Source organism: Arenicella sp. 4NH20-0111, from assembly GCF_040366405.1.
Lineage (GTDB): Bacteria > Pseudomonadota > Gammaproteobacteria > Arenicellales > Arenicellaceae > Arenicella.
The window spans coordinates 208,224-223,047 of record NZ_BAABWF010000005.1 but is presented as its reverse complement, the minus strand read 5'-3'; the positions used below and the strand labels follow the sequence as shown (position 1 = coordinate 223,047).

At 45.6% G+C, this 14,824-nt stretch carries 14 protein-coding genes and 1 tRNA gene; 9 read left to right on the top strand and 6 right to left on the bottom strand.

Going from position 1 to position 14,824, the window contains the following annotated elements; genetic code table 11:
* The first annotated feature begins 12 nt into the window (after positions 1-12).
* The 4 genes from nth (at position 13) to ABWW54_RS12480 (ending at position 4,067) form a co-directional block, all read left to right on the top strand.
* Positions 13-651 (top strand): endonuclease III, encoded by a 639-nt coding sequence (gene nth, locus ABWW54_RS12495; protein ID WP_353412632.1) that lies wholly within the window; start codon positions 13-15, stop codon positions 649-651.
* On the top strand, positions 644-1,765 hold the full coding sequence (locus ABWW54_RS12490; RefSeq protein ID WP_353412631.1) for an FIST C-terminal domain-containing protein: 1,122 nt from the start codon (positions 644-646) through the stop codon (positions 1,763-1,765). Before nth ends, ABWW54_RS12490 begins: the two co-directional genes overlap by 8 nt.
* A 172-nt stretch (positions 1,766-1,937) precedes the next feature.
* On the top strand, positions 1,938-2,987 hold the full coding sequence (gene arsS / locus ABWW54_RS12485) for an arsenosugar biosynthesis radical SAM (seleno)protein ArsS (protein ID WP_353412630.1): 1,050 nt from the start codon (positions 1,938-1,940) through the stop codon (positions 2,985-2,987).
* A gap of 9 nt (positions 2,988-2,996) precedes the next feature.
* Positions 2,997-4,067 (top strand): glycosyltransferase, encoded by a 1,071-nt coding sequence (locus tag ABWW54_RS12480; protein WP_353412629.1) that lies wholly within the window; start codon positions 2,997-2,999, stop codon positions 4,065-4,067.
* Positions 4,068-4,333: 266 nt separating this feature from the next.
* Here ABWW54_RS12480 and ABWW54_RS12475 read toward each other — a convergent pair whose 3' ends face one another.
* The 4 genes from ABWW54_RS12475 to msrA (ABWW54_RS12460) all read right to left on the bottom strand — a co-directional run bounded on the left by ABWW54_RS12475 (position 4,334) and on the right by msrA (ABWW54_RS12460) (position 7,701).
* Entirely contained in the window at positions 4,334-4,975 is a 642-nt protein-coding gene (locus tag ABWW54_RS12475; protein WP_353412628.1) for a response regulator, read from the bottom strand.
* Positions 4,976-5,138: 163 nt separating this feature from the next.
* Positions 5,139-6,551 carry a sensor histidine kinase gene (locus tag ABWW54_RS12470; protein ID WP_353412627.1) on the bottom strand — a complete coding sequence of 471 codons (1,413 nt, stop codon included), beginning with the start codon at positions 6,549-6,551 and terminating at the stop codon, positions 5,139-5,141.
* 115 nt (positions 6,552-6,666) lie between these two features.
* Complete coding sequence (locus tag ABWW54_RS12465; RefSeq protein WP_353412626.1) at positions 6,667-7,053, bottom strand: DUF423 domain-containing protein; 387 nt, start codon at positions 7,051-7,053, stop codon at positions 6,667-6,669.
* A gap of 3 nt (positions 7,054-7,056) precedes the next feature.
* Positions 7,057-7,701, bottom strand: a complete 645-nt coding sequence (msrA, locus tag ABWW54_RS12460; RefSeq protein WP_502907810.1) for a peptide-methionine (S)-S-oxide reductase MsrA — start codon at positions 7,699-7,701, stop codon at positions 7,057-7,059.
* A gap of 152 nt (positions 7,702-7,853) precedes the next feature.
* Here msrA (ABWW54_RS12460) and msrA (ABWW54_RS12455) point away from each other — a divergent pair, with 152 nt between their 5' ends.
* Positions 7,854-8,483, top strand: coding sequence for a peptide-methionine (S)-S-oxide reductase MsrA (gene msrA / locus ABWW54_RS12455; RefSeq protein ID WP_353412624.1), 630 nt, complete (start codon positions 7,854-7,856; stop codon positions 8,481-8,483).
* 130 nt (positions 8,484-8,613) lie between these two features.
* On the opposite strand, the gene ttcA is transcribed toward msrA (ABWW54_RS12455), so the two are convergent.
* Positions 8,614-9,528: a tRNA 2-thiocytidine(32) synthetase TtcA gene (gene ttcA / locus ABWW54_RS12450; protein WP_353412623.1), complete on the bottom strand. Its 915-nt coding sequence runs from the start codon at positions 9,526-9,528 to the stop codon at positions 8,614-8,616.
* A 208-nt stretch (positions 9,529-9,736) separates the two neighbouring features.
* Between ttcA and phoB the strand changes: the two genes are divergently transcribed.
* From phoB to ABWW54_RS12430, 4 genes are all read left to right on the top strand, one after another.
* A complete protein-coding gene (gene phoB / locus ABWW54_RS12445) occupies positions 9,737-10,432 on the top strand; it encodes a phosphate regulon transcriptional regulator PhoB (protein ID WP_353412622.1) in 696 nt (231 codons plus the stop codon).
* A gap of 52 nt (positions 10,433-10,484) precedes the next feature.
* Positions 10,485-11,786: a phosphate regulon sensor histidine kinase PhoR gene (phoR, locus tag ABWW54_RS12440; protein WP_353412621.1), complete on the top strand. Its 1,302-nt coding sequence runs from the start codon at positions 10,485-10,487 to the stop codon at positions 11,784-11,786.
* Positions 11,787-11,853: 67 nt separating this feature from the next.
* On the top strand, positions 11,854-12,606 hold the full coding sequence (locus ABWW54_RS12435) for a sulfite exporter TauE/SafE family protein (protein WP_353412620.1): 753 nt from the start codon (positions 11,854-11,856) through the stop codon (positions 12,604-12,606).
* Between the two features lie 118 nt (positions 12,607-12,724).
* Positions 12,725-14,575 carry a DUF885 domain-containing protein gene (locus ABWW54_RS12430; RefSeq protein ID WP_353412619.1) on the top strand — a complete coding sequence of 617 codons (1,851 nt, stop codon included), beginning with the start codon at positions 12,725-12,727 and terminating at the stop codon, positions 14,573-14,575.
* Positions 14,576-14,722: 147 nt separating this feature from the next.
* On the opposite strand, the gene ABWW54_RS12425 is transcribed toward ABWW54_RS12430, so the two are convergent.
* Positions 14,723-14,807, bottom strand: a tRNA-Leu gene (locus ABWW54_RS12425).
* Between the last annotated feature and the right edge of the window lie 17 nt (positions 14,808-14,824).

Here is a 14,824-nt window from a genome sequence, read left to right as displayed (position 1 = left end):
CCACGATATGGTATGAATAAAGATAAGCGCTACGAAATATTCAGACGGTTTCGAGAAGAAAACCCCAATCCTGAAACAGAACTTAATTACACTTCCGAGTTCGAACTATTAGTCGCCGTCACCCTGTCTGCTCAATCGACAGACGTGGGTGTTAACAAAGCCACGGACAAGCTTTTTCCGGTGGCAAACACCCCTGAAAGCATTTACGCACTAGGGATTGATGGCCTAACGTCCTATATTAAAACCATAGGCCTATACAATAGTAAGGCCAAAAACGTCATCGCTGCTTGCAAAATGCTAATCGACTTGCACGACAGTAACGTGCCTGAAAACAGAGAGGCGTTAGAGGCCTTACCAGGCGTTGGGAGAAAGACGGCAAACGTTGTTTTAAACACCGCCTTTGGCCACCCGACAATGGCCGTTGACACGCACATTTTCAGAGTGTCTAACCGAACCAAGATAGCGCCAGGAAAGACCGTTCTCAGTGTAGAACAAGCACTACTAAAATTCATACCTAGAGAGTTTTTAGTAGATGCTCATCATTGGTTAATTCTTCATGGGCGCTATACTTGTGTTGCACGGAAACCGAGATGCGGATCATGCATTATCAGCGACTTATGCGAATTCAAGGAAAAGCTAATTGATGACTAACTACCCCCTCAGTACTCACCGAGTCGGTACAGGAGCAAGCTACGGAGCAATTGTGGATGACGAGCACGCCAAACGCGCGGTCGAATCAGCCATCGCCAATATGGAAGGCGATACCATCGGCAGCGTATTACTATTTTTAAGCAGCTCCTATGCACATTCACCGCAAAATGCCATTAAAGAAGCCGCTAAAGCCGCGAGCACGCCACAAATTTTTGGTTGTTGCGCCTTAAGCTTGTTAACGGAAGAAGAATGGTTAATGGATGTGGAAGGAGCGGTGGCAATGGTTTTTCCGCCCGACCTCGCATTACAGCCATTGGCTGTAATGGAACGCCTTGACGTAAAGCCGAGTATGGTGTTGACCCTGAGCTCGCCAAACGCTTCGACGATCGCTGTAAACTCGACCGATTGCTCTCAACTCGGCTCAATCGCAAGCGACGAATACGGTCACGGTCCTTTTTCTGTGTGGGGCGCTGGCCGCATAGAAGAACACGAATTCAGTCTCACTGCCTTCCCTAAGAAACTTGAAGCTCACATTTTAATAGCAAATGGCGTTAAGCGATTATCACCTACGCTGCAAATTAATCGAGCACAAGCTCACTCGTTAAAGGAAGTTGATCAAGGGCCTGCGTTCGCAAGCATTCCTAGTCAACTGCAAGAAATGGCCGTCAAACAACCGTATAACCTACTCTGCGCCATATCAGAAAACAGTAATGTAGATAGTATTGAGCAGGGGTTCTACAAACTTCATCATGTTGTTTCCATTGATCAGAACTCCGGCATCATCCAACTCTCTGGCTCGCCCAAATCAGGTCGACACTTATTTTGGGCCATTCGAGATGCCGATCAAGCGAAAGCTTCCATGCAGGCACAATTGTCAACCCTGACAGAGAAGCTCGAAAGTGCTCCCATATTCGGGCTATTGTTTCCCAACATGAGTCGCGGAGCCGAATTTTTTGGAGGTCGCGATTTAGATCATGACTGCGTAGTCGACTCCCTACCAGACGTTCCCATCATTGGTTTTTACGGAAACGGAGAAATAACCCCAGGCTATCTAGATTCAAGTTTGATTCGTCGCTATTGCACTGTCTTGGCTGTCTATACCGAATCCAATTAGGGTGCATGATATGCTACCGATAGCGGGTCTAATGGTTTACTAACGTTAGCTATCTAGCACCGAGAGTGAGAGAGATGGTGATCTCTCTCACTAAGGCTGAGAAGCGCAAGCGACGACTTTCGTTTTGAGTTTTCTGCGACACCATCAACATTTGAATTAACCACTTAACATTATGGCATTAGCTGAAATACCAATAGAAAACGTCGAACTCGAGACTTCGACGGACAGCACGTTTAAAATTTCTGACGAGCTTCTTATTCCCGACACTGGGCCTAGGTTTAGTGAAGTTTTGAAGCAACACAATCTTTCATTGACACATGACCGTCCAAATGAATTGCAAATAAATCTCGGTAAACTCTGCAATCTTGCCTGCCATCACTGCCATGTGGATGCAGGCCCCAAACGCACAGAGATTATGAGTTGGGAGACGATGGAGAAGATACTCTTATGGGCCGAAGAAGCCAACATAGAGAAAGTCGATCTGACCGGTGGAGCACCGGAAATGAATCCTCATTTCCGTAAATTCTGTGCTCGCTTGCTAAGTCTCGGGATTCAAATTACATCAAGATGCAACATAACCGTCTTATACGAACCGGGCCAGGAAGACCTGGCAGAATGGTACGCCAAGAACAATATTCGTCTCGTGTGTTCCCTACCATGTTATACCGAAGACAATGTAGATGCTCAGCGAGGCAAAGGGGTATTTGATAAAAGTATTTCCGGCCTACAGTTACTCAATAGTCTTGGCTACGGACTGGATCCCAAGCTAAGTCTGGACTTAGTATACAACCCCGGAGGCGCCTTTCTACCCCCACCTCAAGAAAGCCTTGAGGCCGATTATAGACGAATGCTAGGGGATAATTTCTCCATCACGTTTTCCAATCTTCTGGCGATCACCAACATACCAATCAATAGGTTCGCGCACGCGTTGAAGCGCGACGGCGACATCGAAGACTATCAGCACTTATTGGTTGAGAACTTCAATCCTTCTACGGTAGAACAACTGATGTGTCGGCATCTTATCAACTTAGACTGGGAAGCTCGTATATTTGATTGTGATTTCAATCAAATGCTTAACATTCCCATGAGCGGGGGACCTCAAAGACATCTTTGGGATTTAGAGATAGACAAAATCGACGAAAAACCGATAGCGACTAATCGTCATTGCTTCGGTTGTACCGCCGGAGCTGGCAGCAGCTGTGGCGGAGTGCTGACTGACTGAGCAAAACCGATGGTAAAAACCTCAAACACCTCAATCACGGCAAAGAAAGTAGGTGACATTGGGGTGAGCGTGGTGATGCCTGTTCGTAATGGGGGCTTCTATCTTCGGCACTCGGTAAACAGTATTTTGAATCAATGTCATGAGAAGTTAGAGCTACTGATTGTTAACGACAACAGCACTGACTTAGCGCTAGAATGGCTGACATCATCGAATCACGATAAGAGAATAAGAATAATCGATTCTCCCGGCGAGGGGATCATTGATGCACTCAACTTCGGAATCGATTCAGCTACCCACCCAGTGATTGCTCGCATGGATTGTGATGACATTTCACAGTCAAGCCGGCTTACAACGCAACTGACCTACATGGTCGATAATCCAAACATTGACGTTATTGGTTCGACAATCAGTCTTTTCAAAGACCATAAAGAGATTGGGCAGGGTTATAAACTCTATCAAAATTGGATAAATAGCCTGTGCGACCAAAATTCAATCGCCAATAACATATTCATCGAGAGCCCGATTGCTCATCCTTCAGCAATGTTTACCAAACAGATGATTCAAGAACTTGGAGGCTACCAAGACCAAGGCTGGCCAGAAGACTATGACTTATGGTGTCGAGCCTATTTGAAAGGCATGAAGTTTGGAAAACCTCAGAGCAACCCTCTCGTGCAATGGCGTGACCATGATCAGAGAACGTCTAGGCAAGATGAGCGGTACAACCAAAGCAGTTTTCTTAATTGTAAGGCGCACTATCTCAGCCAGTTCCTTCACGCAAAGGGGGTTAATCAATGTTCTATATGGGGCGCTGGTCGCGTCGGCGCGAAACTCCATGACCTATTAGAAGCCAACAAGCTTTCGATCAGTCACTTTTATGATGTAAATCCCAAGCTACTAGGAACCACTAAGAAGGGAAAACCCATCCACCTAATATCCTCAAATCAGACGTTAACTCCGCCGAAACCCGGACAGGGTGTTTGTATTATTGCTGTCGGGTCGCGCGGTGCACGAGAAAAAATTCAACGTTTTTTGCAGCGTAACGCTTGGTGCATCCAAGAACATTATATTTTGGCGGCCTGACCAACAAGATCGAATGAATTTTTAGCCAGGCACAAAAAAGGCCCCTTTCGGAGCCTTAAAACCTAATAAGTGATTAAAGAAGTATATAAACCGAACTCTAGCCAATAAAGAGTTACCCAACCCTACCCAAAACTTAAGCTAATACCAGAGTCGGTTTATACGCCCTACCTAACCATGGGTTAACTTTAGCGAATCAGCTTTGATAAACCTATTGTCATAGGTAGGTAATTTAGTCAGACTTAAGTCTGAAGTTCAATGGAGCCGTACTAGTTTCTCGTCATTTCGTAGGCCTTAATAGCAGCCTGTACCCGATTGCTCACATGTAACTTGGTCATGATATTAGTCATATAATGTTTCACTGTTTTTTCACTTAAACAAATATCATTGGCTATGTCTCGGTTACTTAAACCCTTCGCGAGTTTTTCGAGTATTTGTCGCTCGCGATCACTAAGATCGAAATCCTCCACCGCGTTCTTCTTAGTATCCTCTTGGCTACGCATTAATAAGTTCACAGCTAAGTTAGGGGAAATATAAGAGTCACCATTATAGATGTCGCGCAAAATAGAGATCAATTCAGATGACGCAACCCCCTTTAGAACGTACCCCCTAGCTTGGGCGCGCAACGCCGCTTGCACATCGTGCTCTTGCTCCGAAACGGTTAACATAATGACTTTAATTGCCGGACACTTCGCCGCCAATTCTCCAGCCGTTTCAATCCCTCCACCCGGCATACTTACGTCAACCAACATCAAATCAGGCATGTGTTTTTCAGCGAACATCATGGCTTGCTCTTTACTGCCTGCTTGTGCAACGACGTCAAAATACCCACTCTCGAGCAAAGTTGTGACAACGCCCTCTCTGAATAAGGGGTGATCGTCGACGACCACAATTGTAATCCTCTCAGCCATTTTTTTAATCTCTTTATTGTTTTCGTGGTTAGCTGACTTAATACTCTAAATGGGCACTGTAGCTAGGTAAATCAGATGAAATATTTAGTGATGTGCCCGTATGCTACCTAATTTATTCAGCAATAGACAGTGTAGACTTTCCAGGTTAAGCGAATTGGATTGGCTATTGGTCTAAAAGACTTACCTTTAACTTCAGCGTCGTCCCCACGCCCAATTCACTGTTTATCGCCAATCTGCCGCCCAAGCTTTCAATTCTATCCTTTAAGCCCACCAATCCTAAATGTTTGCCATCATTAGTCAGTTGTGACTTTCTAAAACCAACCCCGTTATCCTTCAAGGTTATCTGCAAAGCATCATTTTTTATGTTAACCGTGAGTTTGCACCGCTGTGCTTGGCCGTGTTTTTGTGCGTTATTTAAGCCCTCTTGAACAAAGCGGTAGGCGCATATTTTTATAGGGAGTGGGATATCCCTCTCAATATCTTGATAAAATTCGGCCACTTCTACAGGATTCACAGCTGTATGTAAGACCACAACTTTACGCATACATTGCTCTAAGTCCATCGATTCAAGTTCTGGTAAAACCAGACCCGACGAAATACCTCGGATTTCCTCAAGCGACTCTTCTAACGCTTGTTTTATGGCATGAAACTCAGGCCCAATCAAACCACTCTCATCTTTATCTAGCGCCTGATTTAGGCGCATAACCGAAAAGCCGATCATTTGAGCCGGTCCATCATGAAGGTCGGCTCCCACTCGCCGAAGAAATTGCTCATTCAACTCAACCGCACGTGCACTGGCCGTGCGAATGCTTCTCTGCATGCTCTTATTGATTGTTAACAGGTTAGAAAGACTGGATATTTGCTTATTGAGTTTTTGTTCTTGCTCTTCAATGGTTTTAATTCCGCGTAAAAACGTCACGTACAGCAAGGCAAACAGCAAGGACGTACTCAAAATCAAAAACAACATCAATCTCAACGCAACGTAGCGCTCTGTCTGCTGTTGATTTTGATTACCCACGCTCACCAAAACAATGATTGGCCTGCGTTGAAGAGGCAAAATACTGGCAAAGACAGAAGGTTTAAAATTGCCAGTGACAACGTTTAACAGTGTTGAGGTGCTGAATAATTGCGGCGCTATAGCCACGCTGGGGTTACTTGGACTAAGCCCTCGACCAATAACCGTCTGCTTTAGTTCAGCGTGATTGCCACCAAACCAAATCAATTTACCGTCAGCGGAAAATATTTTCACTCCTTTAACATGAGAAATTCGGTTTACAGCCAATGTTCCCATGGCCTCTAGCGCCCTTTTCTGAGAGGCGTCACTTTTGGCGGAAATAGATCGTGCGATGGCCTCAAGTTGTCCGTGCACTCGTTCATGCGCGGCTGATAGCTCGTTTACTTGAAGGCGAAAATACCCACCTAAGGATAACAATATAGAGATCGTAAGAACGCCGATCATTCCAAACACTAAAAAACGAGACGTTAATTGTTGCTTACGCTTCTCGATACTCTGCTCGATTGATCCGTTTTCGGCTTCAACTGTAATATGTTGACTATGTAGAACTGTATCGTTCATACGTATTTTTGCTCTTCATCATTAGGAGGCACGCGATACTATCGCGAAGTGGGTATATCCCAATGTTACATGACCGGCGAACTTTATGCTAAACGTGGTTAATGATTTTACTAAGTTAGATACGCTTATCAGTGAGCACACCCTTAATCAGCACCGACCAAGCTACAAGCAGTAAAAACCCACCAACTGGCGTAATGGCACCAAGCCAGCTGACGTTTGTCAAAGCGAGAATATAGAGTGAACCGCTAAAAACTAAGATTCCGAGAAGCATCGTAACAACGACAATCAATACCACGCTCTTAGACAACTCTATTTGTCCCGCCAAAATACCGACAAACAAAAGGCCAAAGCCATGGTAAAACTGGTATCGATTGGCCAGCGCGAACACATCCTGTCGATTATTCTCCGCAATGATATCGGCCAGCGCGTGCGCACCAAACGCACCGAACAATACCGCCAAAAGGCAAACCGTCGCACCGGAAATAAACGCAATTTTTCTCATTGTCTAAATCGGACAAGTAACACCAGTGCCGCCGATTCCACAATACCCGTTAGGGTTCTTCGCTAAATATTGCTGATGATAGTCTTCAGCATAATAATACTCAGGTGCAGAAATAATCTCAGTCGTGATCTTGCCGTGGCCAGCTTTATGGAGCTCATTTTGATACTCAGTTAACGTAGCATTGGCGATCTGGCCTTGAGCATCGCTGGTATAATAAATCCCAGAGCGATATTGGGTTCCCTTATCATTTCCCTGCCTCATGCCTTGCGTGGGATCGTGCAACTCAAAGAAAGACGTTAGCAAAGATTTAATACTAATCAGCGCAGGATCGAACACCACTTTGACCACTTCATTGTGTCCAGTCAAACCAGTACACACCTCTTCATAACTCGGGTTAGGAGTCAAACCGCCCATGTAACCGACGGATGTGCTCACCACACCAGCCATTTGCCAATACTTACGTTCAGCCCCCCAAAAGCAGCCTAACCCTAAATACACCACCTCAAGTTTAAGATCATTATCGCCGTAAGGCTCACTCAAAGGCATTCCGTTCACATAATGTTTATTCGTGAATGCCATCTTCTCAGCTCGGCCGGGAAGAGCTTGATCAGCCGTTGGAAGTGATAATTTAGTGTTTAACACGGTCATTCTCCAATGTGATGTTTTTAAATATCGTGTAAATATAGGTTCGCTGTCGCCGTTTACAAGTTACTGCGAGGCCTTACCGATCATTTTCATTTACTCTGTCTCTAAAGAATATCACCTAGCTTGTATAACAACCTTCAACACGACCAAAAAACATGAATAAAACTATTTTGCTGTTTTCCGTTATGACGCTCGTCGCAGGGGGACTATTCACCCCAATGATGCATGCTCAAGATGATGATATTAGAAAGGTCGACAATAAGTCTGAATCGGCCCTATTTGCAGGCGGTTGCTTTTGGTGCATTGAGTCGGACTTTGAAAAACTGAACGGCGTCATCTCGGTCGTTTCTGGGTACACGGGGGGCTCGAAAGAAACGGCGGACTATAAGACGGTAAGTTATAACGATACAGGGCATTTTGAGGCCGTGAGAGTTGATTACAACCCTGAAGCAATCAGCTATCGAGAACTTGTCGAGTATTTTTGGAGACATATCGACCCGACTGACCCTAATGGGCAGTTTTGCGATAAGGGTAGCTCATATAAATCGGCGATCTTTTACAGCTCCGACTCTGAAAAAGAGGCCATCGATTTATCGCTCAACGAGCTGAAAAATAGCAAGCCCTTCTCTGAGCCTATCGTCACGACAATAGCAGCGGCTAAACCATTCTATTTAGCGGAAGATTATCATCAAGACTATTACAAGAAAAATCCGATTCGATATCGATTCTATCGATCTGGCTGCGGGCGTGACGCGAGGGTGGAAGAACTCTGGGGCAAAAAATAGACAGCTAATTTACCCACAAGCCTATCTCTAGGCAAGTTCTGATCTTGCGAGGCAAAGACGTGTTTGCAACTCAATATCGGGCTCACTTATTAAGCCCAAGCTCGATATAAACCCTGAGAAAGCTCAGACACTAAGCATCATCTTGTTTTGCGCTCGCTAACTCTACGTTTAGCGTTGATCTATTAATCAGCGTCTCCATCGGCGACGCATCAAAAGCAATATCAAGTTCGGTCAATTGATCCACGCTGTCTGTTGTCAGGCCCTGGAAATCAAAAAGCCCGCGATCTGTCAAATGAGAAGTTGTAATTCGAGACATGGACTTAAACACATTCACAACTCTTCCGGGTTGCTCCCTATCCCAAGAGGCCAACATCTCTTTAATTTTTTTACGTTGCAAATTCTCTTGAGTTCCACACAAGTTACAAGGAATGATTGGGTATTGATTGTTCAATGAAAATTCAGCGATGTCTTCTTCCCGGCAATACGCTAAAGGCCTGATAACAACGTGCTTGCGGTCGTCGCTCACCAACTTGGGCGGCATACTCTTCATTCTTGCACCATGAAACATGTTCAAAAAAAGCGTTTCCACCATATCATCGAGATGGTGGCCCAACGCAATCTTAGTGGCACCTAACTCTGTCGCGGTTCGATACAAAATCCCTCTGCGCAAACGGGAGCACAGAGAACACGTGGTCTTACCCTCGGGCACCTTATCCGTAACGATACTGTAAGTATCTTCTTCGACTACTCGATACTCTACCCCTAAGCGATTTAGATACTCCGGCAATATATGCTCTGGAAAACCTGGCTGCTTTTGATCTAAATTTACCGCGACAATACTAAAGTCGATGGGTGCCCTAGACTGTAAACTCAATAGAATGCTCAACATCGAATAACTGTCTTTGCCTCCAGAGACACAAACCATAATTCTGTCTCCGTCAGAAATCATATTGAAATCCGCAATCGCCTCCCCCACTTTTCGATGGAGGCGTTTAGATAACTTATTATCACTGTATCTCTTTTTGTGATGCTGTTTCGCGGTCATTGCCTAAGTATGATGGTTACCAGTTGAATGTCGGCAATTTTACGCGATTCCAACCCCTAATTTAAGTAACATAATTCGACTTGTCATATTTCTTGTGAACTCATCACTTTTGTGTCATCTCAATGTAATATATGCTGGTTTTAATTACGATGTTCTTACGGCTGGGTAAACCGCCGTGTAATTAAGATTTACTCAATCCATAGGTAGCATGATGAGTTCTCATATTTTAGTGGTAGACGATGAAGCCGCGATCCGTGACATGGTTCGAATGGCGTTGGAAATGGAAGGCTTCACCGTGTCAGACGCAAGCAATGCACATCAAGCGTCCAAAATTTTGGAATCGGAGGACATCGATCTCATATTGCTAGATTGGATGATGCCAGGCATATCCGGCGTGGACTTTGCGGGCAGAATACGTCGCGAAGGAAATGCATCTGTGGGAATAATCATGGTAACCGCCAAAGACGATGAAAACGACCTCATTCGTGGTCTTGATGTCGGGGCTGATGACTACGTCAAAAAGCCGTTTTCAACTAAAGAACTCATATCGAGAATTAACGCCGTACTTAGGCGACTATCAGATAATGGCGTCACCTCGGACATAGTCAGCGCTGGCAAGATCACGATAGACTCCACCGAACACAGAATATCAATCGATGGCAGCAACGTGGATTTTAGCCCCACCGAGTTCCGTTTACTGCACTTTTTGTTGACCCACTCAGATAGAGTATTCGCCCGCGACCAGTTATTGGACAGCGTTTGGGGCAACCAAGTATACGTTGAAGATCGCACCGTCGATGTGCATATCCGTCGATTACGAAAAGTTCTAGAACCGTTCGAGTGCGACAGCTACATCAACACTGTTCGTGGTGTCGGTTACCGATTCTCGTTGCCAACGGCTTAGAGTCCCAACATTTTGATCAATCAATAGTCAAATAACTTACGAAAGCCCAACCATGAAGCGCGATCTCTGGAAATACGCAACCATTCTGTTAAGTGCCAGTTTACTGGGCTACGCGGTGGGAGCCACATTGCTGGTAACATTGTTTTTTGCAATCGCAATTATTGTATGGCAACTACACCGCGTAAATTTAATTCAACAATGGTTGGATAACCCAAAAGATAACCCGATGCCGGAGATGGGTGGGCTGTTTTATGTATTGCATAAAAAACTATCGAAACGCAACGCGCAGTACGGGAAACGCAAGAGGCAGCTTAGCGCCTATTTGACCCAATTTCGCAAGGCTGTCAGTGCACTGCCCGACGCTATCGTATTAATAGATGCTTTTGGAAAGATTGAATGGGCAAACGGTAACGCCGCCACGTTACTGGGGATTAGATGGCCAGAAGATGCCAATGTTCGCTTTGGTGATCTAATCAGATACCCCGAGGTTGAATCGATGCTGTTAGATGCGCAGGCATTAAGCTCGAGTTTGGAAATCAACTCCCTGGCGCATAACCATCAAACCATCAACCTGAAGTCGGTACCGTATTCTAAGTCCACACGGATGATTATCGCTCGGGACGTAAGCCAGTTAATTAAGGTTAACCAAATACACACTGACTTTGTCGCCAACGTTTCTCATGAATTAAAAACTCCGCTAACCGTTTTGAAAGGCTATGTCGAGATTATTCAGAGCGCGAAAGACTTGCCCACCAAATTTAAGAAACCCTTGGAGCAGATGCACCTCCAGGGAACGAGAATGCAGTTTATCGTCAGCGACCTACTTTACTTAGCGAAGCTTGAAGACAAAGCAAACTTAGCGCCTCATACCGACGTCGAGGTTACCCATGTTATCAATGCGATTATCGAAGCACTTCAGCCTTTGCTGGAAAACAAACGGCACAAAATCGAACTAGACATTGATCATCACGCTCGTATAAGAGGGGCAGAAACTGAGTTACACAGCGCGTTCTCAAACTTGATTGCAAACGCTATTAACTACACCGAACCTAATGGAAAAATCCACGTGCGCTGGGCCGCCGATTCCAGCGGCGCTATTTTTAGTGTGCGCGATAATGGACTGGGTATTCCGCCGCACCATCTAAGCCGATTGACCCAGCGATTTTACCGAGTAGACACAGACAGATCTAGAGAGGGCGGCGGGACCGGCTTAGGGCTTGCTATCGTTAAACACGTACTTCAACGCCACAATGCTGAGTTGGAAATTAACAGTGCAGAGGGCGTTGGAAGTACTTTTGCCTGCCACTTTCCCGACGCACAAATAGTACTCGTTGACCAAGCCCAAACAGGATAAGATGCGTTAACGGTATTAACACGACAATTGAGTCGCGTTTCATAAAAAGCAAACTATACCCGTCTACATGATAGATATACTTTCGTATCAATTTACTGTTTCCGGGCTGCTGATATTGGGCCTAGTGGCGCTATTAGTCGGCATGGCCAAAACAGGCGTTGCGGGCGCAGGAATGATCGCAGTGCCTTTGCTTGCAATGGTGTTTGGTGGCCGTGAGTCCACCGGAATTATGCTTCCTATGTTGATTATCGCTGATGTATTGGCCGTCCGACACTATCATAATTCCGCCAATTGGGAACACCTTAAAAAGCTACTTCCGTTTGCTGTTATTGGCGTATTTCTGGGCACCGTCATAGGAGGCATGGTCAACGATAAGGTATTTAAACTGGCGATGGCGGCTATCATTTTTGCTTCACTTGGCATCATGATTTGGCAAGAAAGAACCAAGGATATTGCCATACCAGACAACCAATGGTTTGCAAAAGGAACCGGGGTGCTTGGTGGCATTACGACCATGATTGGCAATCTTGCTGGTCCAGTGATGGCCGTATACCTACTCGCTATGCGCTTTCCAAAAGAGCAGTTTATTGGTACCGCTGCGTGGTTCTTTATGACCATTAATGTAATTAAGCTGCCCTTTCATGCCTTCGCATGGAAAACCATAACGCTACACAGTTTGGCACTGAATCTACTATTTTTACCAATGATTGGATTAGGAGCCTATATAGGCATCAAGATTATCAGCCTTTTACCTGAACAAGCATTCAGGCACTTTGTTATCGCAATGACCGGGGTTGCTGCAATCAGCATGTTGTTCTGAAAAACAGCCGACTGCAGGTTTAGCTGAAGTCAAAACGATGACCGGAGTAACAACGTTTGCTCAATGAAGGCACAAATGGCAATATCGAATCATTAATCACTCTCGGGAATAAAATAAAATGATAACTCGTCGAGCTCTTTTCAAAGCCTCAGCAGCCTCTACTCTTGCACCCCTTAGTGTAGGTGCAACCCAATCATCAGCCGACGAAAGTCCTCGTCTTGAAAAATCAAACCAGAGCTTTAGCGTACTGATGAGTCAGGCTACCAATTTATTACTGGAATCTTACCCAGAAAGTGCTTCGAGCGCTGGCGTAGACACTGGAAAATTGAGCCATTTAAAATCCAGACTCACCGATCGTTCCATTGCAGGGCAAGATAAAATTAAGAACAACGTTCAATCCATGTTGCGCAAACTTGACGCGGTTGATAATACGCAACTCTCATCCAAAGATTCGCTTGATTTGAATGCCGTGCGTACTGTTTTTCAAATGACGGTGGATGGATTCGATATTCCCTATGGTGAAGTTGCTCTGCTTAATTCAAACTGGTCTTATCGGAACAGCCCTTACGCGGTTGCTCAGAACACGGGTGCCTTTGTGGAAATCCCAAGCTTTCTGGACTCGTCTCATTCGATAAAAACTGAATCTGATGCCTCTGCTTACCTAGAACGCATTAAAGCCTATGCTGACCAGCTGGACGGTGAATCTGAACGCGTTTCGGCTGATGGTAGTCGTGATGTGATTTTGCCTGACTTCTTAATGGCGAAAACACTAAATCAGCTGAAAGCCAGTCTAAATAGCTCCGCCAAAGATTGGGGCCTAGTCACGACGCTGACTGACAAAAGTTCGCAGTTAAACTTGGATCCATCGTTAAGTGCTGCTGCATTAGAGCTTGCAAATATGCGGGTTAAACCGGCGATGGCGCGCCAAATAGCCGCCCTTGAGGCGCTTGCCCCTAAAGCCAAACCACACGCTGGCGTATGGGCGCTGCCTGATGGCGATGACTACTACAAGTGGGCACTGCAAGCAGGAACCACCACCACAATGTCCCCCGATGAAGTTCATCAAATGGGCATCGACGAGTTAGCTCGCTTACATGGGCGTATGGACCCAATTCTCAAGTCAATCGGATACAGCAAAGGCTCCGTAGGCGATCGCATGACCGCACTAGCAAAAGATAAGCGCTATCATTTTTCCGACGGTGACAAAGGGCGACAGGAAATTCTGGCGTTTATCGATTCGACTTTATTAGACATACGAAAACGGATGCCCGATGCCTTTGAAACTTTGGTGCCAGGATTTCTGGAAGTCACCAGAATTTCACCTGAAGTCGAGGCTGGCGCTCCTGGCGCTTATGGAGGACCCGGTTCAGTGGACGGGAAGAAGCCAGGGCATTATTGGATAAACTTAAGAACACCCGCCTTACACAATAAATTCTCCTTGGCTGATTTAACCTACCATGAGGCCATTCCTGGCCATGTATGGCAAGGTGAATACACCTTCAAACAGTCGTTACTCAGATCACTATTGGCATTTAACGCTTACTCTGAAGGTTGGGCCTTATACGCAGAACAAATCGCTGACGAATTAGGCGTATATGGAAAGTTCCCTGTTGGTCAACTCGGCTACCTACAATCACTGGCGTTTCGAGCTTGCAGGTTGGTTGTCGATACTGGACTTCATGCCAAACGCTGGACACGAGAAGAAGCAAATCAATGGTTCGTCACCAACAACGGATCAAACCCAGAGGAAGTCAGAGGCGAAGTCGATCGTTATTGCGCGTGGCCTGGCCAAGCCTGTGGCTACAAAGTTGGACACACCACCATTGTAAACCTAAGAACTAAGGCACAAGAAGCACTCGAGGATAAGTTTGATTTTCGCAAGTTTAATGATGCAGTAGTACTTAGCGGAAGCGTGCCGATGACGGTATTGGAAGACAACATCAACAAGTTTATTTCAGACTCTCATTAAACGAACGCAATCGCAGGCTTAGAGGGCTTGCAAACGTCGGCCTAGTCGTTCCCATTTAGAACACTAGGCAGCCGGCAATACAGGAAGCTTAGCCTGTGATACCAGAAATAAAAAAGCCGACTGAATAGTCGGCTTTTTTATTTAATTTGGTGCTCAGAGCGGGACTTGAACCCGCACGGCTCTCGCCACTACCCCCTCAAGATAGCGTGTCTACCAATTCCACCACCTGAGCAACTTTTCATTCAACTA

Excerpts from the sequence above, each read along its gene's own strand:
- nth (WP_353412632.1), top strand. The coding sequence starts at position 13 with ATGAATAAAGATAAGCGCTACGAAATATTCAGACGGTTTCGAGAAGAA.
- ABWW54_RS12490 (WP_353412631.1), top strand. The coding sequence starts at position 644 with ATGACTAACTACCCCCTCAGTACTCACCGAGTCGGTACAGGAGCAAGC.
- arsS (WP_353412630.1), top strand. The coding sequence starts at position 1,938 with ATGGCATTAGCTGAAATACCAATAGAAAACGTCGAACTCGAGACTTCG.
- ABWW54_RS12480 (WP_353412629.1), top strand. The coding sequence starts at position 2,997 with ATGGTAAAAACCTCAAACACCTCAATCACGGCAAAGAAAGTAGGTGAC.
- ABWW54_RS12475 (WP_353412628.1), bottom strand. The coding sequence starts at position 4,975 with ATGGCTGAGAGGATTACAATTGTGGTCGTCGACGATCACCCCTTATTC.
- ABWW54_RS12470 (WP_353412627.1), bottom strand. The coding sequence starts at position 6,551 with ATGAACGATACAGTTCTACATAGTCAACATATTACAGTTGAAGCCGAA.
- ABWW54_RS12465 (WP_353412626.1), bottom strand. The coding sequence starts at position 7,053 with ATGAGAAAAATTGCGTTTATTTCCGGTGCGACGGTTTGCCTTTTGGCG.
- msrA (WP_502907810.1), bottom strand. The coding sequence starts at position 7,701 with ATGACCGTGTTAAACACTAAATTATCACTTCCAACGGCTGATCAAGCT.
- msrA (WP_353412624.1), top strand. The coding sequence starts at position 7,854 with ATGAATAAAACTATTTTGCTGTTTTCCGTTATGACGCTCGTCGCAGGG.
- ttcA (WP_353412623.1), bottom strand. The coding sequence starts at position 9,528 with ATGACCGCGAAACAGCATCACAAAAAGAGATACAGTGATAATAAGTTA.
- phoB (WP_353412622.1), top strand. The coding sequence starts at position 9,737 with ATGATGAGTTCTCATATTTTAGTGGTAGACGATGAAGCCGCGATCCGT.
- phoR (WP_353412621.1), top strand. The coding sequence starts at position 10,485 with ATGAAGCGCGATCTCTGGAAATACGCAACCATTCTGTTAAGTGCCAGT.
- ABWW54_RS12435 (WP_353412620.1), top strand. The coding sequence starts at position 11,854 with ATGATAGATATACTTTCGTATCAATTTACTGTTTCCGGGCTGCTGATA.
- ABWW54_RS12430 (WP_353412619.1), top strand. The coding sequence starts at position 12,725 with ATGATAACTCGTCGAGCTCTTTTCAAAGCCTCAGCAGCCTCTACTCTT.